This window comes from Faecalibacterium sp. OF04-11AC (assembly GCF_003460645.1).
Taxonomy (GTDB): Bacteria; Bacillota; Clostridia; order Oscillospirales; family Ruminococcaceae; genus Faecalibacterium; species Faecalibacterium prausnitzii_I.
The window spans coordinates 88,592-109,657 of sequence record NZ_QTVP01000001.1 but is presented as its reverse complement, the minus strand read 5'-3'; the positions used below and the strand labels follow the sequence as shown (position 1 = coordinate 109,657).

Sequence of the window (21,066 nt, the reverse complement as noted above, 5' to 3'; positions counted from 1 at the left end):
TTCCATAGTAATAATGGAGGATACCTGCATTTCGACGTAATTGTATTAAATCGCCTTATATTTTATCATGAGAGTATAGAAGTTGCAATAGATACAGGCAAAGTAAAGCTGTAAGTCTGACAAAAAAACATCGTTTAAACTAATACTTTCTCTTAAAATTGGCTATTTTATCCCAAAATCATTTGTGAAAGAAATATCTTATCGAATAAGTGGTCAGTTGGGAGTCGAGTACAGGAGGGTTTGCAATGGCAAGGCGTGGCGAAAACATCCACAAACGGAAGGATGGTCGGTGGGAAGGACGGTACATCAAGGCACGCACGCCAGACAGAAGAATTTGCTGGGGCTATATCTATGGCACAACATACGCGGAGGTCAAACAGCGGCTCATTCATAAGAAGTCAGAGTATGGGGGATTTCAACTCATAGATGCCCACTTGACTTTCACAGAGCTTGCCGAGGCTTGGCTGCAGTCTGTCAAATGTGGGCTGAAAGAATCCACTTGTGCCCATTATCAGTACACACTGTACAAATATGTTCTCCCCATCTTGGGTACAGTGCCAATCTCAAGACTGGAAGAAAATATTTTGGAACAGGCCTTGCAGAAAATAATCACGCCACCTGATAGACAGCACAAGGAACTTGGCTTCTCCTCTGCCAGAGAATGCCTATCTATGGTACGTCGTATTTGTAAGTACGCTGTGCATCTAAGGCTGATTCGACCGATGGAGTTATCTGTCCGTCTGCCGCAAGAGAAGAGCCATTCAATGACACCGCTCTCTGTAGTAGAGCAAAATCGGCTTCGCACCTATGTTTTATCCAATCCGACGCCCCGAAAGCTCGGCCTGCTACTTGGCATAGAATCCGGTTTGCGAATTGGAGAGGTCTGTGGACTGAAGTGGGACGATTTTGATCTGAAAACCGGAACAGTGCAAATCAAACGGGCGGTAAGCCGAATTCCCTGTGGTGACGGACATACCAAAATTGTGATCCAGACACCCAAAACTCGTACATCCCGACGGGAGATCCCACTCTCAAAGCACATGGTCCAGGCACTCAAGATTCTTCAAAAAAGTTACCCATCGGATGCGTGGTTCTTATCAGGCAACACGATTAAACCTGTAGAGCCGCGCTGTTATCGGAAGAGTATCAAAACCTATCTGAAACAGTCGGCAGTACATCAGGTACGCCCTCATGTTCTCCGTCATACTTTTGCCACTACCTGTCTGCAGTCGGGATGTGATATCAAGACTCTCAGTGAGCTATTGGGTCACGCAAATGCCAATATCACCCTGCAGCGGTATGTGCATTCTGATTTATCACGAAAACGGCGGGAGATTCAACGCATCTTTTCAAGAAGATAGAGCGTCCATCCGCAGTCAGGCCAATCAAAAATCAGCGGGATATCACTGTATCTTGGCAGTATTCTTCCATTATTACTATGGAAGATACCTTTTTTATTTTTGAAACGCTCACTTCCAGATTCATTACGCAATTGCGTACCGTCAAAAGGATAGAACATTTCAGTTTTATACGCAAGTGCGTATACGTGGGTGCGCACATCTCTATACAATTTTATTAGAGGTGATGCTGCATGACAGTAAAGGATGCTGTTGTTAAACGTTTCGAACAGCTTTGCGATCAACGAGGAATTCGGCCCAACGAACTGGCCAATCTTTCCGGGGTCACGCCGTCCACAGTCTACAGTATGCTTGACCCTGCTCGCCAGCGGATTTCCATTGCTACTATTAAGAAGTTATGTGACGGTCTTGAGATCACACTTGGCCAATTTTTCTCCTGCACGCTTTTTGATGACTTAGATCAGGAACTACAATAAATAAAAACCGCTGACAGCCTGCAATCTGCAAGACTATCAGCGGTTTTATTGTCATTCAAGGCTCTTACAAAATGGTGTAATTGTGGTGTAGTAAGCCACTCAAAACGCAAGTTTTCAATTTAGTATCGTTATTATTTTGCGTTTTCAAAGATATTCCCATGGCAGATGAAAAGCACTTTCGTCATACCAAAATATTTCCTTATATCGTATCATTTTGAATTTTGCACACATGCGTGCAAAATTCAGTTCTGCTTCAAGAACTCCCGTAGCACATCCTCTGGGCGGGGTGTATGGTTCGGGTACTTTTCCCGCAGCGGTGCGGCGGCACCATCCATAATGTAGGGCACACCCACAATGTCCAGCATCGACACATCGTTATAATTGTCGCCAAAAGCCATCACATCGGCAAGGGCGATGTCCAGAGTCTTGCAGATGCTGCGCACACCGATGCCCTTGTTGGCAAAGGTGGTGTCGATCCAGTACGGCCCTGCCACAGCGCAGTTCGCCTCTTTCCATCGTGGAACAAACCGTTCCGTGTAAGATTCTACGCCTTCGTGCAGATACACCGATACTTTTGTGATTTCCTCCGGCACCTCGGAAGGGTCGTGGATGATTTGATAATTGTTCCCGATGAACTGGATGCGCTGGAGCATTCCCAGACCCCGCTCCATCAGGTATGCAGTATTCTGGCCGGAGAGCATTACCTCGCCCTGCCCGTCGCTGCGGGTCCACAGGTCGTTGGCGATTTCTTCGGCCAATGCACGCGGCATCGGATTCTTGGCGATGCACTGTTCGTCCTTATAGATCACGCCGCCGTTCTCACAAAGAAACACACAGCAGTCTGCCACCGGTGCAAAGAGCTTGCGCAGGCTGGTATACTGCCGGCCGGATGCCGGGCAGAACAGAATGCCGCGCCGATGCAGCTCCCGTATCTGTTCAAAGATCTCGCCTTCCAGCTCTTTCCTGCCGTATTGCAGCAGCGTACCGTCAATATCGCTGCAAATCAGTCTGATTGACATTTTCCGTCCTCATTTTTCAAGATAATTTTAGGCAATTCCCCGGCATCCAGAACACGGACGCCTTCGTCCATCAGCATCTTGGCAAAAACGCCCTGTCCGGGAATCTTTGTCCCGGAAAACGTTCCATCGTAGATTTCCTTCACGCCGCAGCTGGGGCTGCGGGATTGCAGGATGGCAAGCTCCACCCCATTTTCTTTTGCGATGGCAAGGGCCTTGGCTGCACCTGCCCGGAACTCCCGGTCCACATTGATGCCCTCTTTGTTCGTGACAACGCCCTGCACGATTTCCGCCGGGCACCGCGGTGTGGGCAGGCCGCCCAAAACCTCCGGGCAGACCGGAACCACCTGATGCCCCCGCGCAAAATCACAGACCGCCTGATTGTAATTGTTTCCGCCGCTGTATTTGCAGTTTTCGCCCAGCAGGCAGGCGCTGACCAGAATCTTCATTGTTGCGCGCTCCGTTTTTCAGATACTGAATCTTTTCCCTATTCTACCACGCTTTTGGGCATTGAAAAAGAGGATTCTGCTTTTTCCTATCCCCATACCGGGAGGTCCGCCGTAATCTTTTCTAATTCCTGTGCAAGAAACGTCAGCCTTTCCCTCAGATGGTTGTTATGCGGTGCATCTCCGTTCAGCAGATAGTCCGTTCTGACATTCAGGCAGGACGAAAGATCCTGCAGCAACTCAATCGAGCAGCAGTGGCTTCCCGTTTCAACTTTTGCAAGATGGTTCGCACTAATGTTCAGCATTATACTCAGCTGTTCCTGCGTAATCCCTTGCTTTTTCCGCAAATCGCGGATAAAGTTCTCATCAAAAAACAGGGAGTGACATCAAATCACTCCCTGTTTGCATTGATTGTATTAGAGTTTCGTCATCCAGAGCCCATGCAGATTGCAGTATGCGTAAACGGCCACCGGCTTTTCACTTCCCAGTTCAAAAACAGTGCTGGGAGCCTGCCCCGGATTCAGATAGCGGATCTGCCCGCCGTTCTCAGTCTCCACAAAAATCCACTGAATATAGTGAACATCCGCCATGGGGTGCTCCACCGCGCCCACTGTGACCGTGAGACAACTGCCAGAAAGCTCTGCCACCGGCAGATGCTTCTCGCCGCTGGCTTCCACCGTATTGGGAACCAGCTCTTTCATCTTCTCCCCGCAGCAGACCAGCGGAACGCCTGCGTTATGGATGGTAGTGACGAGGTTGCCACAGTGATTGCAGATGTAAAACTTTGCCTTCATATCGAAATCCTCCATTGGAATGTTATCGGTGTGTTTCTTGTATCTATATGATAACACTTCCTATTTATGATTTCTGTGACTGAATCACGCAAAGCGTTTTTCTGCCGTCTTCACCCTTCCCTCTGCTCCACGATTTCCAGACTATCCCGCCCTACATGGCAGAGCAAAAACAGCACTTGCACACCTGCAGCCTTTGCTTCGGCCAGTGCCGTGCCAAACTCCGGCTGTGTGCTGACATTTGGCCGCACCTCGGTGATGCCTTCCATCTGAATCACAAAGGCCACAGCGCACTGATATCCTGTCCGCTGTGCCTGCGCCAGTTCGTGCAGGTGCTTCACACCGCGCTCGGTGGGTGCATCCGGGAAATAGCCGATACCGTCCACTTCCAGTGTGCAGCCTTTGACTTCCAGCAGGTACTTTTGCTCACCCTTTTCCATATAAAAATCAATGCGGGACTTGCCATAGGTGAATTCCGGCCTGATATAGTCGTAGCCCTGTTTTGCAAGCCACTCCCCTACCACCTTATTGGGTGCCTGACTGTCCATATTGACCCAGCCAAGGCCCTGCTTGTGTACCGCCACAAGGTCGTATTTCGTTTTGCGTTTCGGGTTGTCCGACACTTCCAGCCGAACCGCCGTGCCGGGCAGCAATAGCTCTTTGCACCGCCCGGTGTTCTTGACATGGACGGTTTCCACTGCTCCATTCACTTCCACATGGGCAATAAAGCGGTTGGGACGGTCAACAAAAATGCCGTCTGCGATTTCTCTGTATTTCAATCTTTACTCCATTTTCAGTACAGGATTCGGGAGCCATGCCCATCCTGTTTACCAAGATACAGTTCCACGACCATTCTGCCGCTTTCGCTGTTGCAGAGCTCTTCCTTGCAGTAGCCGCAGAGCTTTCCTTCCGCTTCCGATACATAGCGATGCAGCGGTTCCTGCAGGTCTTTCGGGATGCTGCCCCACGGAATGACATAGCTCATGCCCGTATCCCCCACATCCACGATGCAGGCCCGTTCACTGTCCTCATCGGATAAAATCAGGTTCACCAGAAACACATCCGCAAACGGTGCCCCCTGATACTCTGCCTTTTGCCGTCTGCGCTCCGTCCGAAGCTCATCCAGCGCTTGATTCAGGTCATTCTCAGGCAGTGTGGATTTATACAGCAGGATATGCAGTTTCTGCTCCGCCGCTTCACTGTCATTCAGTTTCCCTGCCGGGAGTTCCACATCTGCATGAATGGTGCAAATCTGTTTTTGCATTGCAGCACGCAGGTTTTCCAGTTTCTGCTGCCGTTCTGCTTCCAATTGCTGTGCAGACTTTTGATGTACTTCTTTGGCTTCTAGCTGTTGCGCAGCATGCTCCTGCTTGGGCTCTGGCTTAGGCTTTGACCATTCGCTGTGCTTTTCCGCGTCGGCCTCCGAAACGCTATGCCCTGCCATAGTCGGCACCGACACATTTCGGACGCTGCTTTGTGCTGCCGATGCTTTCTTCTCCGCAGAAGAAGGGCCGGTTTTCTTTGGTTTCACCGACCGCGTCGCACCTGTGCCCGTGTTTTTCGCTTCCGGCTTTGACTTTTTCTCCGCAGGAGCAGTATTTTTAACGCTTTCCGGCCGGGCTTGTTTCTGAGTCTGCCAGAAATCGCTGCCTGTGCGCTGATAATAGGACGTCTCCGCTCGTTTCCGGCTGCTGCGCACACCTTCACAGATCCACGAAAAAATCAGATAGCGTTCCAGCGTATTCCAAAAGCTGCTGCGCCGATGGCAGGGTTTATGCCGTCCACGGGACGCATACACAATCACTGACAAGCATCCGAAGAACAGAAATCCTGCCGCAAAACCGATCCCTGTAAACAGCTTTTTGAAAAAGCCCATCTCTCACACCTCTTCCGGTTACAGCCTTGCCTGATACACCCGCTCCGTCCGGGCATCAAAGCAGCAGAAAATCACCTGCATTGCGTAATCCGCATGTGCTTCCAGCCACTGCGCCACTGTTTTGACCGCAATCTCCGTGGCATCTTCCAGCGGGTAGCCATACACGCCGGTCGAAATCGCCGGGAACGCAATGCTATGGACATCATGCTCTTTGGCAAGGTTCAGCGAATTGCGGTAGCAGTCCGCCAGCTGCGCGGCATCCTCTGCTGTGCCGGAATAAATCGGGCCTACCGTATGAATGATATACTTTGCTCTCAACCGGTAGCCTTGGTGATTTTTGCTTCGCCGGTGCGGCAGCCGTGCAGCGTACGACACTCCGCCAACAATTCCGGCCCTGCTGCCCGGTGGATGGCACCATCCACACCGCCGCCACCCAGCAGACTGCGATTGGCCGCATTCACGATGCCGTCACAGTCCAGTTTGGTAATATCACCCTGCACCACTTGAATCTGATTTTTTACTTTTTCGGAAATCATTGTAAACACCTCACTTTTTGAGCAGCTCCAGCGCCTTGTCCATGGGCACACAATCGGCATAGCGGTCCGGCCAGAGGAATTCATTGTAATAGTGGTAGCTCTGCTCCCCTGTCATGTACTCGTTGTCCTGCGTGGAATTTGCATAGGCAGGAACGATCATGTGCAGACCATGCTCAAAGCCTGCCTCCACCGTTGCATTGATGCAGAAGTCCGTCATGATGCCGCAGACCATCACATCTTTTTCGCCCTTTTCCGTCAGATATTCCAGCAGACCGCTTTCTTTTTTGAACGCACTGCATACGGTCTTGACGAACCGTTTTTCAGTCAGCAGCGGTGCAAACCCGGAATAGACCTCAAATTCATCGTCCCCGATGGAGAAACCGGTGCCGGGCCCATCGTCATGCTGGACATAGACGACCTCGATTCCCTGTTCGCGGGCAGTCCGGATTAGTTTCCTGATGTTGCTGACAAACTTTTCAAACGCATACAGGCGTTCATCCACGATACCTTTTTGTGTATCCACAACCAGTAAAACCATGTGTAAGCCCTCCTGTTTTTCTTTGATTTCATGCTACCATAGACCGCCGTTTTCTACAAGCGGATTCAAAAAATCCCCACAGGGAAAACCTGTGTTTCACCTGCAGGGATTGATTCAGCCACCCAAGATGATCAGGATCAGCACCACGACCACTGCAATAGCGATCAGGCAGCCGCACCCGCTGCCGTCCCCGCCGCCACCGCCATTGTTGTTGTGGTTTCCGCCACCACCACCGCCGCCGGACGAGCCGCCGAAGTTGCGGTTGAACGCCGTCATATCATTCCGGCAATTATTTTTCAGTGGAAAACATGTTTTTCCTGTTCAAATCCACCTGTCCACCTCATACAGTAGCAACAAGGGGGTGTTGCTATGATTTTCCCGCTGCTGCAATTTTTTGCCTCAAAATTTCTGCTTCTGGCCCTTCACCTGGAGGCCGGAAGCTTCCCACGGCCATTGACCGCTAAAGAAGAAATCGAAACATTTGCCGCCCTGCGGGCAGGTGACTCTACCGCCCGGGAAAAACTCATCCGGCACAATCTGCGCCTGGTGGCTCACATCACCAAAAAATATTACGCCCAGCCTTGCGATCAGGATGATCTCATCTCCATCGGTACCATTGGCCTGATGAAAGCCGTGGACACCTTCGACTCCACCCGCCGGGCAAGGTTTTCTACTTACGCCAGCCGCTGCATTGAAAATGAACTCCGGATGCATTTCCGGCGGCTGCGGCGGGGCGGAACGATGGTTTCTTTGCAGGAAACGCTGGATGCCGGAAAAGAGGACACCGCCCTCACCTTTTCCGACGTTTTGCAGGACAGTTTCTGCATGGAAGAAAATTGTGAGCGTCAGGAAGAAGCTGCCCGCCTGCGCCAGCTCATTGAGGGGCTGCCTGCCCGGGAGCGGAAGCTGATTTTGCTGCGCTACGGCATGGCCGGCCAGCCGCCGCTCACCCAGCTGGAAACTGCACAGCTGCTGCAGATCAGCAGAAGTTACGTTTCCAGGCTTGAGACCCATGCATTGGAGCAGCTGCGCAAAGCGTGGCACTCTTAACGATCGGGTTCATTGCCTTTCAGCCCAGCGCCACATCCAGAACCATCATCAGGCTGAACCCGACCGCAAAGAGCACGGTGCCGATATCAGAGTGCTCGCCCTGCGACATTTCCGGGATGAGCTCTTCCACCACCACATACAGCATGGCACCTGCGGCAAAACTGAGCAGATATGGCAGAGCCGGCACGATGACGCTCGCCGCCAGAATGGTCAGCACTGCACCGATGGGCTCCACGACGCCGGACAGCACACCGCCCCAGAACGCCCGGCCTTTGCTCATGCCCTCTGCCCGCAGGGGCATCGAGATGATGGCTCCCTCCGGGAAGTTCTGGATGGCAATGCCCAGCGAAAGAGCCAGCGCACCGGCCGCCGTGATCTGTGCTGTCCCGGATAAGTACCCTGCGTAAACCACCCCCACTGCCATGCCTTCCGGGATGTTGTGCAGGGTGACGGCCAGCACCATCATGGTGGTGCGCTGCAGCTGGCTGTGGGGGCCCTCAGCCTGTTGGCTGTTCCGGTGCAGGTGTGGGATGATATGATCCAGCAGCAGCAAAAACAGGATCCCCATCCAGAAACCCACCACCGCCGGGAAAAACGCCAGCTTGCCGAGGGCTTCTGACTGGTCCATCGCAGGGATCAGCAGGCTCCAGATGGATGCCGCCACCATCACGCCCGCTGCAAATCCGGTAAGCGCCCGCTGGATGTAGTCTCCCAGCGATTTTTTGAGGAAGAACACGCTGGCCGCCCCCAGCGAAGTGCCCAGAAACGGGATCAGAATGCCATAAAATGCATCTGTCATTGAATCAACTCCTTGTCAGTTGGTTAGTTATATATAACCGCAAGGAGAGTATATCGCATCTCTCGTCTTCCGTCAATGCATTTTGTGATTGATTCTATATGGGTGCATCAAGAGAGGGCTGTTGGGGCTTATTTTACAGCCTGTTTCAGCCGCTCCAGATCATCCGCATCCGGGTGAGAAAGAGCCTTGTCGAAATTCTCGATCATGGCATCCAGATTGGGCAGATGAAGCGGCTGTTTTTTCATGTTCTCATATCGCTGGCGTACCGACATCGGCATCTTTCCCTGACACATAAAGCTGCCAATCACCGTGTTGCTGCTGTGCAGATCTTTTTGCACGGCTTTCAGGATCTTGTTAAAATATTCTTCGCTGCCGCCAAAACCAGCGGTACCAAACAAAAACACCTGTTTTCCCCGCAGCTGCTTCAAAAAGTCCGAAGAGCTTTCATCCGCTTTTCCCTTATCCGTCCAGAAGCCCACATAAAGGGTGTCCGCTTCCATGGCGGCAGGGTTCGGGCTGCCAAAATAATAGCAATCCGCCTGCGGCAGGCAGCTGTGCAATGTGTCTGCCAGTAATTCCGTGTTGCCTGTTTTACTGCTGAATACGATTGCGTAACTCATTTTTTCTCCTTTGGCTCATTCAATTCCTTGTATTGCGTAACGCATCAGACTTTCTGTGAGTTGCACTTTTTGAAGTTCAGAATAGACTCGGCTCCCCAGAAAATTCCGCAAAAAAGATTTGCCAGGAATGGAAAGGACGATTTTTCATCTGGTTTTTCAATGACATCAATACAAGTTCTGAGTACACAAGCAACTGTGCACAAAGTGCAAAGCACAGCAGGCAAATAATTATTCTTTTTCATAACCATACCTCCCATAATATTTTCTGATTATAACGCATCCCAGTTGATTTTTCGATCTCGATAGAAATACTCTTTGTCGTGTTCACTAATGGGACGCAGCACCCGGCAGGGATTGCCGACTGCTACAACATTGGCGGGAACATCCTTTGTCACAACGCTTCCCGCACCGATCACGGTATTCTCCCCAATGGTAACACCCGGCACCACGATCACGCCAGCACCCAGCCAACAGTTGCGACCGATGCGGATGGGCAGATTGTACTGGTATGCTTTCTCCCGCAGCTCCGGCAGGATCGGGTGATTTGCCGTTGCCAAAGTGCAGTGCGGACCGATCATGGTGTGCTCCCCGATGTAGATATGGGTATCATCCACGCAGGTCAACCCGAAGTTGGCATAGACATAATCGCCCATGTGAACGTGCTTTCCGCCCCAATTAGCGTGAAACGGCGGCTCGATCCAGCAGCCTGCGCCGCACTCTGCAAGCATTTCTTTCAAAAGCTGCGCCCGTTTTGCGTGTTCGGAAGGGCGGGTATGATTGTAATCATACAGCCGCTCCATGCAAAGTTCCTGCTCTGCCATAATGGAATCATCCGTGGGGTCATAGACTTGTTGGCCGTGGATCGCATTTTCAGTCGGCATCTCGTAGCCTCTTTTTTTGTGAATCGTTCTCTTTTATAACGGGTGCAGTATGTTTATTTGAAATACGTTTATGCTTTTTGGGCTTCTTTTTCTCGCAAAGCATCATAAACGCAGCGGGTTCCCTGATGTGCCATCAATCCGCCCAGACATTTCTTGTTGCAGCGGACGCAGCGGTGTATCTGTTCTGCCTGCCCATTTTTCAGCTTGTTTACCCAATCCGGGTCTGCCAGAAGCTGACGGCTCATGGCGGCGCACTGGATGCGTCCGTCGAAAAGCTGCTGCTCCACAAAATCCGGGTCGTTCAAGCCGCCTACCCCGCAAATGGGGAGGTCGGTATACTGACGCACTTCGTTGCAGAACTTGAGGAAACAACCGGGATGACCGAAGTACGGGTGGTTTGCAGGAGGAATCGTATTTTCCAACGCCGAATGGTTCGCCAAGGTCACATGGAAGCTGGTTACGCCTGCCCGCTCCAACAGCGGCACGAAAACAGGCAGTTCTTCTTCTACAACACCAGCATTCCCGTAATGCGGTTCTTTCTGCCGGACAGCCAGCTTATAATCAATGGGTATTCCCGGAACCGCTGCATGGACTGCCGAAACCGCTTCCACCGCAAAACGTGCGCGGTTTTCTGCACTGCCGCCATATTCGTCGGTACGATGGTTAAAGATGGCTGAACTGAAGCTGCCGCACATCCGGTCGCCATGCACCTGCACCATATCAAAGCCAGCCTGTTTTGCCAATGCTGCTGCTTTGCCAAATCCACTGATGATCTCATGGATCTTCCGCTGAGACATATTGGTAATGTACGGTGCCACTTCTGCATTCAATTTTTCCCGCAGCTGGTCCGGGGTGATTTTTTTCAGCAGCAGACCGGGAATGTATTTGAACATCGCCAGCAGATTGGAATCGCTCTGGTGCAGCTGAGCACAGACTCTGCAGTCTGCATCGTGTGCAATCTCCACGATTTTCTGATAAAAAGCGAATCCCTTTGAATCAAACAGAGATTTTTCAAATTTGCTCTTTCCAACAGGAACATCGCCAACGATGATCATGGCACAGCCGCCTTCGGCAATAGAGCGGATCCTTGCAAGATACTCCTCATCCGACAGGCCAAACGTGGTCGGAGCAAAAATAATGCGGTTTTTTAACTGCAACCCACCGTAATTGATCGGGCTTAGAATCGTTTCATACATCTCTTATACACTTTCTTTTTTCGCTGCTTTTCGCAGCAAGGCCACAAAGTCAAATCTGTTCTTATGACCGGTACCCACCCTTTTGAGGTAGGACGCACAGCAGTATAGCGCACTCATTTGACAAGTTCAAGTGGTATCTCCCGTTATTTACGAAAGATTTACAGTGGTATCCTGTATATTTTTAGGTATCTCTTTTTCAAGGGAGATCTGTTTTCTCTCCGCAGACGCATAAAACACAGCCAGAGGTAGAAATCTGCACGTTCATTATAATAAGCCGACCTCTCTTCGTAAACACTTTTGACAAATTCCAGTGATTTTGTGCATATTGTGTTTGATTGGCTCCAGATACTTTCCGGCGAATGTTCCTATTATAAGTGCTGCATCCTGAACATTCCTGCGAACTTCAACTTTGATCTTGCACAGTATTTGGAGAATCGTGATACACTTGCTTGCTGACAAAATAAAAAGCACTTCACAATTTCTCGTGAAGTGCCTCGGTATGGAGATTACCGGGATCGAACCGGTGACCTCTTGCATGCCATGCAAGCGCTCTCCCAGCTGAGCTAAACCCCCAAATGTTTGTTGTCGTCTGTGAAGACGCTAATAATTATAGCAGGTGAGAATGGGATTGTCAACTGTTTTTGCAAAGTTTTTTGCAAGGTTTGTTCTGCTGTGCACTTTTTGCCGCAGGGTTTCCCTTTTGGGCCATTCTGTGTTATGATAGGGAGGTACCGGGCGGGGCACTCCCCTGCCCACAGAAAGGGGTGGTTCTTATGAGCGAAGCAGAGGTCAGTCAGTTTCTCTGCGTCCTCATCAAAATGGGGGAAGCGCTGCAGAACAGCGGGGCCGAAGTGTTTCGGGTGGAGGACACCCTCAACCGCATTGCGGCGGCATACGGGGCTGAGGAGGTCAATATCTTTGTCATCACATCCAGCATCGTGGTCACGCTGACCATGCCGGACCTGCCGCCCCAGACCCAGACCCGCCGCCTGCGCAAGAGCACCGGCAACGACTTGCTGGAGCTGGAACAGCTCAATGCCCTGAGCCGCCGCATCTGCGCCGAAAAGCCTCCGGTGGAGGAGTTCCAGCAGCAGCTCAGTACCATTCTGGCACAGCCCGGGGAGCCCCGGCTCCATCTGGCGGGAAGCGTGCTGGGGGCGGCCAGCTTTGCGGTCTTTTTTGGCGGAAGCCTGTGGGACGGCGTGCTGGCGGGCGGGGTTGCAGTGTTCATCTGCTGGATGGAGCGGTGGCTTGCCCCGTTCTGCCTGAACGGCGTAGCGTTCCAGTTCATTGCGTCGTTCCTCAGCGGCATGGCTGCCCTGCTGTGCTGCCGGGTCTGCCCGGTGCTCCATGCGGACATGGTGCTCATCGGCGTCATCATGCTGCTGGTGCCCGGCATTCCGTTTACCAACGCCATCCGGGATATCCTGCTGGGTGATATCATCTCAGGCTCGCTCCGGCTGGTGGAGGCCGTTTTGCTGGCGGCCATGCTGGCGCTGGGCATGATGGCAGCCATCTGGCTGATGGGAGGTGCCGCATGATGCAGACGATCATCCAGCTCCTCAGCGGGGCATTGGGCTCCATCGGGTTCGGGCTGCTGTTCCACCTCAACCGCCGTTACCTGCCTGCGGCAGGCGTAGGCGGGCTGCTGGCCTGGCTGGCCTATCTGCTGGCCGCGCCCGCGGTACACGGCACGTTCCTGGCCAACCTTGTGGGCGGTGTCTGCGCGGCCCTCTACGCCGAGTTTATGGCCCGGTGGTACAATGCCCCTCTACCCCGTTTTTCATCACGGCGGCAGTCCCCTCATCCCCGGAAGCACCCTGTATTACTGCATGAACGCAGTGGTCTCCAGCAATCTGCTGGCCGCGGAGCACTATGGCGAGCAGACCTTTTTAGCCGCATTCGGCATTGCAGGCGGCATGGCCATTGCCTGGTGCCTGGCCGATCTCAGCCGCAAGCTGCATGCCCTGCTCACGGGCCACAACCCCGCAAAATAACACAGAAAGAAGAGCATTGTTATGGATTTTTACGGAACTATCGGCCCGGCCTGTGCGGAGCTTTCCACGTTACAGCAGATGGTCCGCGCCGGAATGACCGGCCTCCGGATGAACCTTTCTCACGGCTCACTGGCCGAGCACGCCGACTGGCTGGAGCTCATCCAGAAAGCAGGCATCCGCACCCTCCTGATCGACTTACAGGGCCCGGAGCTGCGCATCGGGCGGCTGGCGTCCCCGCTGACGCTCTCCGAGGGGCAGCAGGTGTCTCTGGGTACGGGCGGCATTCCCTGCCCGGCCTGCCTTTTGGACGCCATAACCCCGGGGCAGAAGCTGCTGCTGGACGACGGCAAGCTGCTTTTGCGGGTGAACGCAGTGGACACTGCTCTCCACTGCACCGTACTGCGGGGCGGCCTGCTCCATAGCCGGAAGAGCATCGCGGTGCCGGGCGTGGAGGTTTCCTCCCCTACCCTGACCGATGAAGACCTGCAGAACCTGCGCGTCGCCGCCGACTGCGGTGTCACAGGTGTCATGCTCCCCTTTGTGCGGAGCGCAGAAGACATCCGCACCCTGCGGGCCGCGCTGGAAGATGCCCACGCCGGGCAGATCCAGATCTTTGCCAAAATTGAGAACCTTGCCGGTGTCCGTACTTTGCCGGAGTTTCTGCCGCTGGTGGATCAGGTCATTATCGCCCGGGGCGATCTGGCAACGCCATGCCCCTGTGGGAGCTGCCCCGCTGCCAGAAGCAGCTGGCCTCCCTCTGCCGGGCCGCGGGCGTGCCTTTTATGGTCGTGACCCAGATGCTGGACAGTATGCAGACCCGGGCGGTCCCCACCCGCGCCGAGGTCAGCGACATCTACAATGCCGTACTGGACGGGGCCGCAAGCCTGATGCTGACGGGCGAGACCGCCGCCGGGCAGTACCCCGTGCAGGCCATGGAATACCTTGTCAAGACCGCACAGACCGCGCTGTAAATTTTTATGATGCGATGAAAAGACCTCCGGCGAGATTGCCGGAGGTCCAGCTTATTCCAAGCAAAGATTCTTTGCGAAGCCCGGTCTATTCTTCACAAATCGTTCATAGAATGATCGTATCTTCATTGATTTTAACGAAATTTCTTTTTGATTTTCATACAATTTCGCAATTGACAGAATCCCATGCGGTCCGATACAATAAAGCCAGAAAGGCACCTGATCTGGACGTGCCGATGATCATTCCTGCACCCCAAAAATGACAACAAAAATTCTGAAAACGACAGGAGGCATTTACGATGAAACACCTGAAAAAACTGGCCGCTCTTCTTCTAGTGGCGTTCTCGCCTTGTCCCTGCTGACAGCCTGCGGCGGCGGCGGTGGCTCTACCTCCGCAGATGCACAGGCGGAAACTGCCGTGATGGCCGCCATCAATGAGAAGCGTTCCGACAAACAACACCAACTGCAAAATAATCCGGCCCTCTGCGAAACGGCCAAGCAGGACCTGAATGCTGCTATCAAGTTTGGGAATTTCAGTTCTTCTTTTACATACGTAGACCATACTGATTTAAAAAATGGCAAATTCGGTGGCACAGTCATTGCCAAGTGTGATTACAAAAATACAGACCTCGCAAAACTTATCAAAACCTGCACCAACATCAACAGCCACCATGTGGACAACTGGAGCGAGGTCGGTGTGGTAGTCCGGACGTTTGACGGCCAGACTTACATCGCCATCTCGGTGGTTTTCAACACCTGATTTTATCCAGAAGATTCTTTTCTCCTCAAGATATCCCGCATTCCCCTGTGTAACAGAAAAGGTCAGGCTCTCCGGTAAAATGGAGAGCCTGACTTTTTGCTTTTTATTTTACTGTTCCGGTTTGTTCCGGGCAGTCTTCCTCAGCAGTAGACCACCGTTTCCTCCAGAGGCTTGCGGGAGGCGTGGTTGGGCAGCGGGCCAACGCCCTCGGCTGCATAGCCCAGGTCCAGGATCATCAGCACTTCCTCATTTTCCGGCAGGCCCAGCTCTTTGGCTGCCTTGTCCGGGTCAAAGAAGTTCAGCCAGCAGCTGTCCACTCCTGCGTTGGCGGCGGCCAGCATCATGTGCGTGGCTACAATAGAGGCATCCTCCACGCCGGAATCCCGCTTCTCGCCGGGGTAAGTAAACACATGGTTTTTATCAAAGGCCACCACCAGGCAGGTGGGAGCGCCATAGCGGCAGGGCGTTACAGCGTCGATCTTTTTCAGCCCCTCTTCGGACTGGACGACATAGACCCGCTGCTCCTGTAAATTTTTCGCAGTGGGGGCCACCCGGCCTGCTTCCAGAATGACCTGCAGCTTTTCCGCCTCCACCTTACGGCCACTGAAGTTTTTGCAGGAATAGCGGTTTTCCACGACCTGTGTAAATTCCATCTTGATTTCCCTCCTGATGTTCTCCTTTGGGGGACAGCCGTCCCCGGTTCCATATCCATTATACGCAAACCGGCTCCAGTCTTCAACCCTGCACGCAGGCGGTCAGAACAAGTCCAGCATGTTGTCGAGATAAATTTCTTCCCGGACTTCCAGCTGGTGCTCCGGCTTGACCAGATAGTAGAGCAAAAATTCCAGCACCAGCGCACTGCCCAGGCCCCGCCCCTCGATCTTGAAATTGGAAAAGCCCATGCAGATAGGTTTCCTTGATATCCTCCACCCCGATGAACGCCGGGCTCCGCATGGCTTTGGAAAAGCGGTACCCCTGCGCCGCGTCGGGCGCGGCACAGCGGTGATCCGGGCAGTCTTCCCCAAGGTTCTGGCGGCTGACCACCTCATAACAGCGCCTGCGGTCCCTGCAGCCCGTCCAGCAGCACTCATTGCAGAGGAATTCCACCTTGTCTTTTTCCGCCCGGGCAAGCGTTTCCAGCTGGGCAAAGGCCTTATTGAGCCGGAAATCCGGCACCACATAGGCAAAATCCTCCCGGGCCGTCTCCTGCCGGAACGCTTCAAACTCCGTGAGGACTTTGGTGGTGGAAGAGACGAGATAAAGCTGCGGGTAGTGCTCTTTCAGGTAGCCCGCCAGCAGGTCGGAATGGACGATGACGCCGTTCTGCGGGCCGTCGCTTTCTGCCAGCAGCCTGCAAAGCGCGTTGCAGCGCTCGTCCGCCAGATGCTCCTCCCGCAGCAGCGAGTTGCTGAATGTCAGCCGGGCCGAGATGCCGTATTCCCGCAGCAGGGCCATCATCGCCTGGGGATCACACTCCCCGCAGGAAAAGCGTCCCCCGCCCCAGAGGCAGTTTTCCGGGGCACCGTAGAGGGAACCGATCTCGCACCAATCGTAGAAATACTCCCGGTGTGTCCGGAACAGCGGCAGGAACCGGCGGTACAGCTCGTAAAACTCAAACAGCCCCGGGAGATGATAGATCGCAGTGTTTCTCATTCCGTCTTTCGTACTCCTTTTGCTTTCCGGTTCGGGTCATTCGGTTTCTGCCTCGGCCGCTGTGATGTCCCGGTAGAAAACCGCCCATGCGGCTTCCTCATAGGGGCGCACTACAAAAAAGCCCGCGCTCAGCGGAACTGCCAGCAGCGTCACCAGGACGATCCCCATGGCCGCTGCATCGGAGAAAGCTGCCACGACCCACGAAAACCCGGCCAGCATCGGGAGGACACAGAGCAGCTCCCACCCGATGAAGCTGAAATCCAGACAGAACAGCCGCCATTTGTTGCCGTCCATGATCCGCCGCGATTCCGTAATGGCCTCGTTGGCCGTCAGGGCAGGGTGTTCCGCCATGATGTACGGAGCCATTGCATAGCTGTAGGATTTTACAATGCCGGGGATCACCAGCAGCAGCGACCACAGTGCCACATACAGCCCCTGCAAAAATTTCAGGCAGAAGCCATCCCACAGGCGGCCTTTCTGGGAAAACAGGTCCGAAACAGCGGCCGCTTTTCCATCCGCCAGATTCAAGTTGAACCGGGCATATCCCAGCCGCACGGCACCGCCCACCACGAGGGTGAAGAGGGTCCAGACCACGATGCAGACCACCAGCACTGCCAGCAGCCTGCCGCCGTTGGCCTGTGAAAACAACTCAAGGTAACCATCGGGCGTGATGTTGGAATTCTGGTTGGCACGGTTCGCGTTGGATGTAATGTTCCCGGTTGCGTTTACAATATTGGCACCCAGCGCACTGGCGAGCAACCCGGCCAGCACCGCCGTTTTCCATCTTCCACGCAGGGCATCCCGGGCAAGAGCACGGTAATCAGCAGCTAGTTTCATATCGGCAGCCTCCTTATCCGCAATGGACCGCATTTCTTTCAACTGGAAATTGGTTCCTTTTTCTTAAATACGGTTCATCACACTGAAAAATTGCAGCTTCCCGGGCCGGCAGGCAAAAATTTTTCCGGCACACAAAAGGAAAAGGCGGCACTTGATTGCAGAAGTGCCGCCTTTTCAGGAGAAGAAAGTAGATGGTTCCGTTATGCGCTCATTACACCAGGCCCGTCAGCTGAGGCAGGGCCATGGACACTGCCGGGATGTAAGTGACCAGCAGCAGGCCGCCGATGATGGCGACATAGTACATAAGCATGTAAGGCAGGATCTTTTCCAGGCTGGTACGGCCCACCTTGATGCCGACGAACAGCGCGTTGCCGACAGGGGGCGTGATGTTGCCGATGCAGAGGTTGTACACGAGGATCATACCAAAGTGGATGGTGCTCATGCCAAAGCTCTGGCAGATGGGCAGGAACAGCGGGGTGAAGATCAGGATCGCCGGGGTAACATCCATAAAGGTGCCGGACACCAGCAGGATGACGTTCATGATCAGGAGGATGATGTACTTGTTGTTGGTCAGGCCCAGCAGCAGAGCCGCCACGGCATCGGGGATCTGCAGGAACGCCATGACCCAGCCCAGAATGTTGGACACGCCAACCAGGAAGACGACCATGCCGGACATCTTGGCAGAGTCCACAATGATCTTCCACAGGCTCTTGAGGTTGATGGAGCGGTAGCAGAATGCCAGGATGAGAGCGTAGACCACGGCGATGGCAGAGCCCTCGGTGGCGGAGAAGACGCCGCCCACGATGCCGCCGATGACCACGATGATCAGGGAGAGGGAGGGCAGAGCGCGCAGGGTGCAGACGCCGAGGTTCTTCCAATCGAACTTGCCGGGGGTCCCCTTATAGCCCAGCTTCTTGGCCAGGATGACACCGACCACGGCGCAGGCCAGAGCCAGATGATGCCGGGGACATAACCGGCCATGAACAGGGCAGCCACGGAGGTGCCGCCGGAAGCCAGCGAGTAAGTGATCAGGGCGTTGGAGGGAGGGATCAGCAGGCCGGAGCAGGAGGATGCCGCGTTGGTAGCAGCGGTGACAGCCGGGTCATAGCCCTGCTCCTCGGCACCGTCGCGGATCATGGAGCCAACGGCGGCAGCGGCGGCGGAAGCGGAACCGGAGATGGCACCGAACAGGGCGTTGGTGCCGATGTTGGTGATGAGCAGCGCGCCGGGCAGCTTGCCCAGGATGGACATGACGAAATCCACCAGGCGCTTTGCAATGCCGCCCTGGTTCATGATGTTGCCCGCCAGGATGAAGAACGGGATGGCCGTCAGGCTGAACTTGCTCATGCCCACGAACGTGCGCTGGGCAGCCGTCAGCACGGCAACGTTCAGGTCAATGGACGAGAGGATGGCCGTCAGAGAAGAAACGGCGATGGCGTACGAGATGGGCACGCCCAGGAACAGCAGCACCAGCAGGACTGCCAGAATGACCAACAATGCTTGAATTGCCACGGTTTAGCCCTCCTTCTTTTCGTTTGCAGCGGCTTTCTCGGCCTCGACCTTGGCGATGGCCTCGGAAGCCTCATCGGCGACCTCCAGCGAGATGGTGCCGTTGGCAATGCCGATGATGTTCAGGATGGAATACAACAGGATGACCACGCCGCAGATGGGCATGACCCAGTAGAATACGCCGACTGCCACGCCCAGCGAGGAGGTCTGCTGGCCCATGGCCAGCTTGGAGACCTGGAAGCCGCCGAAGACGAGGATGGTGGCGGAGAAGAGGAACGCCACGACCTCCCACAGGATGTGGAACGCCTTGCGCATCCCGGGGTTCATCCGGTCCACCAGAATGGGGATGTTCATGTGGCCGCGCTCACCGGAAACGATGGTGGCACCAAACAGGGTGCTCCAGCCGAACAGATAGCCCACCAGCTCCTCCGACCAGGTGGAGGGAGAGTTGAAGATATAACGGGCAATGACCTGATAGGTGGTCAGGATGACCATGACCGCCATGCTCAGGCCAGCCAGAAGCTCAAGCGCCTTGTTCAGCGCGGTACGAAATTTTTCCATATTGGCCTCTCCTTAGTTTGCGGACGCGTATTCAGCATTGTATTCCTGAATACGGTCATAGATAGACTGCAGCTCGGGGTTGGCAGCCAGCACCGAGGTATGCAGGGGTGCCATGGCCTCCTGGAACGGGGCGGTGTCCGGGTAGAGGAAGTTGACGTGCTGCTCGTTCTCGGCCTTGTCCTTCGCCTCTTCCACGGCAGCGGCCCAGGCATCCCGCTCCACCTGATTGATGAGCTGGAAGCCCTCCTCAAAGATGGCCCGCTCGTCGGGCGAGAGGTTGGAGAGGAACTCGTAGTTCGCCACCAGCAGGTCGGGGACCATCTGGTGCATGTCGTAGGAGTAATACTTGCAGATGTCGCCGTGGCCGTTGTCGGTCAGGGCCAGCTCGTTGTTCTCCGCGCCGTCCAGAATGCCGGCCTGCAGGGCGGTGTACACATCACCAAAGCCCATGGGGGTGGCGGTGCCGCCCAGCAAACGCATCATCTCCACATTGGTGGGAGACTGCTGGACGCGAATTTTGAGGCCTTTCAGGTCAGAGGGCTGGTTGACGGGGGTCTTGACGGTGTAGAAGTTGCGGGTGCCCGCGTCCAGCCAGGTAACGGTCTCCAGACCAGCTTTCTGGGTGGTCAGGAAGATCGGGTCGGTGACCTCATTGTCCTCCATGGCGGCGTGGTAAGCCTCCTCGCTGGAGAACAGATACGGCAGGTTGAAGATCTGGTACTGGGAGCTGAACGTCTCCATGATGGCGTTGGAGGCCACCACAAAGTCGATGGCGCCCGTCTGGGTCAGCTGCACCATCTCGGTCTGGCTGCCCAGCAGCTCGCTGGGGTAAACCTCCACGCGGTACTTGTCCCCCAGTTTCTCATTGATAAAATCCGCAAAGGCGGTCAGGCCCAGGTGGTCGGGGTGGTTGGCCGACTGCACATGGCCAATGCGGATGATCCGGCGGTCATCCGCAGCCTCTCCCCCGCCGCATCCGGTCAGCAGCAGGCCGCTTGCCAATGCGGCCGTGCCCATCAGCGACAGGAATCTTCTTCTCTTCATGCGTTGTATCCTCCTTTTTCGATTCACGGTTTGTAAATTTATTGTAGCAAAGGGTTCTTTGCCGCGAAACGGGAATTTTTTGTGAACCGCAGGACTATTTTGTCATTGTTGTATCCAAGTACAATTTTTTCGTCTCTGAGGAGAAAGAAACTGG

The 21,066-nt window shown here is 54.2% G+C and carries 24 protein-coding genes, 1 tRNA gene and 3 pseudogenes; 8 read left to right on the top strand and 20 right to left on the bottom strand.

Going from position 1 to position 21,066, the window contains the following annotated elements:
- Window positions 1-245: 245 nt before the first annotated feature.
- Together DXA70_RS00505 and DXA70_RS00500 are read left to right on the top strand one after the other, a co-directional pair.
- Window positions 246-1,361 carry a site-specific integrase gene (locus DXA70_RS00505; RefSeq protein WP_128117244.1) on the top strand — a complete coding sequence of 372 codons (1,116 nt, stop codon included), beginning with the start codon at window positions 246-248 and terminating at the stop codon, window positions 1,359-1,361.
- Window positions 1,362-1,591: 230 nt separating this feature from the next.
- Window positions 1,592-1,834 (top strand): helix-turn-helix transcriptional regulator, encoded by a 243-nt coding sequence (locus DXA70_RS00500; RefSeq protein ID WP_112148272.1) that lies wholly within the window; start codon window positions 1,592-1,594, stop codon window positions 1,832-1,834.
- Window positions 1,835-2,076: 242 nt separating this feature from the next.
- Here the strand turns inward: DXA70_RS00500 and DXA70_RS00495 are convergent, their stop codons facing one another.
- The 8 genes and pseudogenes from DXA70_RS00495 to DXA70_RS00455 all read right to left on the bottom strand — a co-directional run bounded on the left by DXA70_RS00495 (window position 2,077) and on the right by DXA70_RS00455 (window position 7,313).
- Window positions 2,077-2,853, bottom strand: a complete 777-nt coding sequence (locus tag DXA70_RS00495) for an HAD family hydrolase (protein ID WP_128117243.1) — start codon at window positions 2,851-2,853, stop codon at window positions 2,077-2,079.
- Window positions 2,838-3,299 carry a DUF523 domain-containing protein gene (locus tag DXA70_RS00490; RefSeq protein ID WP_117535089.1) on the bottom strand — a complete coding sequence of 154 codons (462 nt, stop codon included), beginning with the start codon at window positions 3,297-3,299 and terminating at the stop codon, window positions 2,838-2,840. Before DXA70_RS00490 ends, DXA70_RS00495 begins: the two co-directional genes overlap by 16 nt.
- Before the next feature lie 413 nt (window positions 3,300-3,712).
- The gene (locus DXA70_RS00480) at window positions 3,713-4,090 is read right to left on the bottom strand and encodes a desulfoferrodoxin family protein (RefSeq protein ID WP_128117242.1); all 378 of its coding nucleotides are present in this window, start codon (window positions 4,088-4,090) and stop codon (window positions 3,713-3,715) included.
- A 110-nt stretch (window positions 4,091-4,200) separates the two neighbouring features.
- Window positions 4,201-4,866 (bottom strand): DNA/RNA nuclease SfsA, encoded by a 666-nt coding sequence (gene sfsA, locus DXA70_RS00475; protein ID WP_128117241.1) that lies wholly within the window; start codon window positions 4,864-4,866, stop codon window positions 4,201-4,203.
- 14 nt (window positions 4,867-4,880) lie between these two features.
- Window positions 4,881-5,963 (bottom strand): hypothetical protein, encoded by a 1,083-nt coding sequence (locus DXA70_RS00470; RefSeq protein ID WP_128117240.1) that lies wholly within the window; start codon window positions 5,961-5,963, stop codon window positions 4,881-4,883.
- A gap of 18 nt (window positions 5,964-5,981) precedes the next feature.
- Window positions 5,982-6,499 (bottom strand): annotated as a pseudogene (locus DXA70_RS00465) (O-acetyl-ADP-ribose deacetylase).
- Between the two features lie 10 nt (window positions 6,500-6,509).
- Entirely contained in the window at window positions 6,510-7,037 is a 528-nt protein-coding gene (locus DXA70_RS00460) for an isochorismatase family protein (protein WP_055191168.1), read from the bottom strand.
- A gap of 114 nt (window positions 7,038-7,151) precedes the next feature.
- Complete coding sequence (locus tag DXA70_RS00455) at window positions 7,152-7,313, bottom strand: HFLK protein (RefSeq protein ID WP_128117239.1); 162 nt, start codon at window positions 7,311-7,313, stop codon at window positions 7,152-7,154.
- A 177-nt stretch (window positions 7,314-7,490) separates the two neighbouring features.
- On the opposite strand from DXA70_RS00455, the gene DXA70_RS00450 reads away from it, so the two are divergent.
- Window positions 7,491-8,087, top strand: a complete 597-nt coding sequence (locus tag DXA70_RS00450) for a sigma-70 family RNA polymerase sigma factor (protein ID WP_243000900.1) — start codon at window positions 7,491-7,493, stop codon at window positions 8,085-8,087.
- Window positions 8,088-8,106: 19 nt separating this feature from the next.
- Here DXA70_RS00450 and DXA70_RS00445 read toward each other — a convergent pair whose 3' ends face one another.
- From DXA70_RS00445 to DXA70_RS00420, 6 genes are all read right to left on the bottom strand, one after another.
- Window positions 8,107-8,886, bottom strand: a complete 780-nt coding sequence (locus tag DXA70_RS00445; RefSeq protein WP_022256201.1) for a ZIP family metal transporter — start codon at window positions 8,884-8,886, stop codon at window positions 8,107-8,109.
- Window positions 8,887-9,014: 128 nt separating this feature from the next.
- Window positions 9,015-9,506, bottom strand: coding sequence for a flavodoxin family protein BilS (gene bilS, locus DXA70_RS00440; RefSeq protein ID WP_128117237.1), 492 nt, complete (start codon window positions 9,504-9,506; stop codon window positions 9,015-9,017).
- A 44-nt stretch (window positions 9,507-9,550) separates the two neighbouring features.
- Entirely contained in the window at window positions 9,551-9,748 is a 198-nt protein-coding gene (locus DXA70_RS00435) for a hypothetical protein (RefSeq protein ID WP_128117236.1), read from the bottom strand.
- 27 nt (window positions 9,749-9,775) lie between these two features.
- Window positions 9,776-10,387: a sugar O-acetyltransferase gene (locus DXA70_RS00430; RefSeq protein WP_128117235.1), complete on the bottom strand. Its 612-nt coding sequence runs from the start codon at window positions 10,385-10,387 to the stop codon at window positions 9,776-9,778.
- A gap of 68 nt (window positions 10,388-10,455) precedes the next feature.
- Window positions 10,456-11,583, bottom strand: coding sequence for a bilirubin reductase (gene bilR, locus DXA70_RS00425; RefSeq protein WP_128117234.1), 1,128 nt, complete (start codon window positions 11,581-11,583; stop codon window positions 10,456-10,458).
- A gap of 500 nt (window positions 11,584-12,083) precedes the next feature.
- A tRNA-Ala gene (locus tag DXA70_RS00420) sits at window positions 12,084-12,156 on the bottom strand.
- A 200-nt stretch (window positions 12,157-12,356) separates the two neighbouring features.
- Between DXA70_RS00420 and DXA70_RS00415 the strand changes: the two genes are divergently transcribed.
- From DXA70_RS00415 to DXA70_RS00400, 5 genes are all read left to right on the top strand, one after another.
- Window positions 12,357-13,124 carry a threonine/serine exporter family protein gene (locus DXA70_RS00415; RefSeq protein ID WP_128117233.1) on the top strand — a complete coding sequence of 256 codons (768 nt, stop codon included), beginning with the start codon at window positions 12,357-12,359 and terminating at the stop codon, window positions 13,122-13,124.
- 222 nt (window positions 13,125-13,346) lie between these two features.
- Complete coding sequence (locus DXA70_RS13880; RefSeq protein ID WP_243000899.1) at window positions 13,347-13,580, top strand: threonine/serine exporter family protein; 234 nt, start codon at window positions 13,347-13,349, stop codon at window positions 13,578-13,580.
- Window positions 13,581-13,601: 21 nt separating this feature from the next.
- Entirely contained in the window at window positions 13,602-14,372 is a 771-nt protein-coding gene (locus DXA70_RS00405; RefSeq protein ID WP_347553445.1) for a pyruvate kinase, read from the top strand.
- Window positions 14,291-14,551 (top strand): pyruvate kinase, encoded by a 261-nt coding sequence (locus DXA70_RS15180; protein WP_347553444.1) that lies wholly within the window; start codon window positions 14,291-14,293, stop codon window positions 14,549-14,551. Before DXA70_RS00405 ends, DXA70_RS15180 begins: the two co-directional genes overlap by 82 nt.
- A gap of 256 nt (window positions 14,552-14,807) precedes the next feature.
- Complete coding sequence (locus DXA70_RS00400) at window positions 14,808-15,308, top strand: hypothetical protein (protein ID WP_128117232.1); 501 nt, start codon at window positions 14,808-14,810, stop codon at window positions 15,306-15,308.
- A 140-nt stretch (window positions 15,309-15,448) separates the two neighbouring features.
- Here the strand turns inward: DXA70_RS00400 and DXA70_RS00395 are convergent, their stop codons facing one another.
- The 6 genes and pseudogenes from DXA70_RS00395 to DXA70_RS00370 all read right to left on the bottom strand — a co-directional run bounded on the left by DXA70_RS00395 (window position 15,449) and on the right by DXA70_RS00370 (window position 20,912).
- The gene (locus tag DXA70_RS00395) at window positions 15,449-15,961 is read right to left on the bottom strand and encodes a nitroreductase family protein (protein ID WP_022256723.1); all 513 of its coding nucleotides are present in this window, start codon (window positions 15,959-15,961) and stop codon (window positions 15,449-15,451) included.
- A gap of 102 nt (window positions 15,962-16,063) precedes the next feature.
- Window positions 16,064-16,961, bottom strand: a pseudogene (locus tag DXA70_RS00390) (hypothetical protein).
- 36 nt (window positions 16,962-16,997) lie between these two features.
- Window positions 16,998-17,798 (bottom strand): DUF975 family protein, encoded by an 801-nt coding sequence (locus DXA70_RS00385; RefSeq protein ID WP_128117231.1) that lies wholly within the window; start codon window positions 17,796-17,798, stop codon window positions 16,998-17,000.
- A 211-nt stretch (window positions 17,799-18,009) separates the two neighbouring features.
- Window positions 18,010-19,310 (bottom strand): annotated as a pseudogene (locus tag DXA70_RS00380) (TRAP transporter large permease).
- Window positions 19,311-19,313: 3 nt separating this feature from the next.
- A complete protein-coding gene (locus DXA70_RS00375) occupies window positions 19,314-19,868 on the bottom strand; it encodes a TRAP transporter small permease (RefSeq protein ID WP_022256719.1) in 555 nt (184 codons plus the stop codon).
- A 12-nt stretch (window positions 19,869-19,880) separates the two neighbouring features.
- Window positions 19,881-20,912, bottom strand: coding sequence for a TRAP transporter substrate-binding protein (locus DXA70_RS00370; protein WP_243000896.1), 1,032 nt, complete (start codon window positions 20,910-20,912; stop codon window positions 19,881-19,883).
- Window positions 20,913-21,066: the final 154 nt, after the last annotated feature.

Bases quoted from the DNA above. Each gene is read 5' to 3' on its own strand.
- DXA70_RS00505 (WP_128117244.1), top strand. From the start codon at position 246: ATGGCAAGGCGTGGCGAAAACATCCACAAACGGAAGGATGGTCGGTGG.
- DXA70_RS00500 (WP_112148272.1), top strand. From the start codon at position 1,592: ATGACAGTAAAGGATGCTGTTGTTAAACGTTTCGAACAGCTTTGCGAT.
- DXA70_RS00495 (WP_128117243.1), bottom strand. From the start codon at position 2,853: ATGTCAATCAGACTGATTTGCAGCGATATTGACGGTACGCTGCTGCAA.
- DXA70_RS00490 (WP_117535089.1), bottom strand. From the start codon at position 3,299: ATGAAGATTCTGGTCAGCGCCTGCCTGCTGGGCGAAAACTGCAAATAC.
- DXA70_RS00480 (WP_128117242.1), bottom strand. From the start codon at position 4,090: ATGAAGGCAAAGTTTTACATCTGCAATCACTGTGGCAACCTCGTCACT.
- DXA70_RS00470 (WP_128117240.1), bottom strand. From the start codon at position 5,963: ATGGGCTTTTTCAAAAAGCTGTTTACAGGGATCGGTTTTGCGGCAGGA.
- DXA70_RS00460 (WP_055191168.1), bottom strand. From the start codon at position 7,037: ATGGTTTTACTGGTTGTGGATACACAAAAAGGTATCGTGGATGAACGC.
- DXA70_RS00455 (WP_128117239.1), bottom strand. From the start codon at position 7,313: ATGACGGCGTTCAACCGCAACTTCGGCGGCTCGTCCGGCGGCGGTGGT.
- DXA70_RS00445 (WP_022256201.1), bottom strand. From the start codon at position 8,886: ATGACAGATGCATTTTATGGCATTCTGATCCCGTTTCTGGGCACTTCG.
- bilS (WP_128117237.1), bottom strand. From the start codon at position 9,506: ATGAGTTACGCAATCGTATTCAGCAGTAAAACAGGCAACACGGAATTA.
- DXA70_RS00435 (WP_128117236.1), bottom strand. From the start codon at position 9,748: ATGAAAAAGAATAATTATTTGCCTGCTGTGCTTTGCACTTTGTGCACA.
- DXA70_RS00430 (WP_128117235.1), bottom strand. From the start codon at position 10,387: ATGCCGACTGAAAATGCGATCCACGGCCAACAAGTCTATGACCCCACG.
- bilR (WP_128117234.1), bottom strand. From the start codon at position 11,583: ATGTATGAAACGATTCTAAGCCCGATCAATTACGGTGGGTTGCAGTTA.
- DXA70_RS00415 (WP_128117233.1), top strand. From the start codon at position 12,357: ATGAGCGAAGCAGAGGTCAGTCAGTTTCTCTGCGTCCTCATCAAAATG.
- DXA70_RS13880 (WP_243000899.1), top strand. From the start codon at position 13,347: ATGCCCCTCTACCCCGTTTTTCATCACGGCGGCAGTCCCCTCATCCCC.
- DXA70_RS00405 (WP_347553445.1), top strand. From the start codon at position 13,602: ATGGATTTTTACGGAACTATCGGCCCGGCCTGTGCGGAGCTTTCCACG.
- DXA70_RS15180 (WP_347553444.1), top strand. From the start codon at position 14,291: ATGCCCCTGTGGGAGCTGCCCCGCTGCCAGAAGCAGCTGGCCTCCCTC.
- DXA70_RS00400 (WP_128117232.1), top strand. From the start codon at position 14,808: ATGACAACAAAAATTCTGAAAACGACAGGAGGCATTTACGATGAAACA.
- DXA70_RS00395 (WP_022256723.1), bottom strand. From the start codon at position 15,961: ATGGAATTTACACAGGTCGTGGAAAACCGCTATTCCTGCAAAAACTTC.
- DXA70_RS00385 (WP_128117231.1), bottom strand. From the start codon at position 17,798: ATGAAACTAGCTGCTGATTACCGTGCTCTTGCCCGGGATGCCCTGCGT.
- DXA70_RS00375 (WP_022256719.1), bottom strand. From the start codon at position 19,868: ATGGAAAAATTTCGTACCGCGCTGAACAAGGCGCTTGAGCTTCTGGCT.
- DXA70_RS00370 (WP_243000896.1), bottom strand. From the start codon at position 20,912: ATGAAGAGAAGAAGATTCCTGTCGCTGATGGGCACGGCCGCATTGGCA.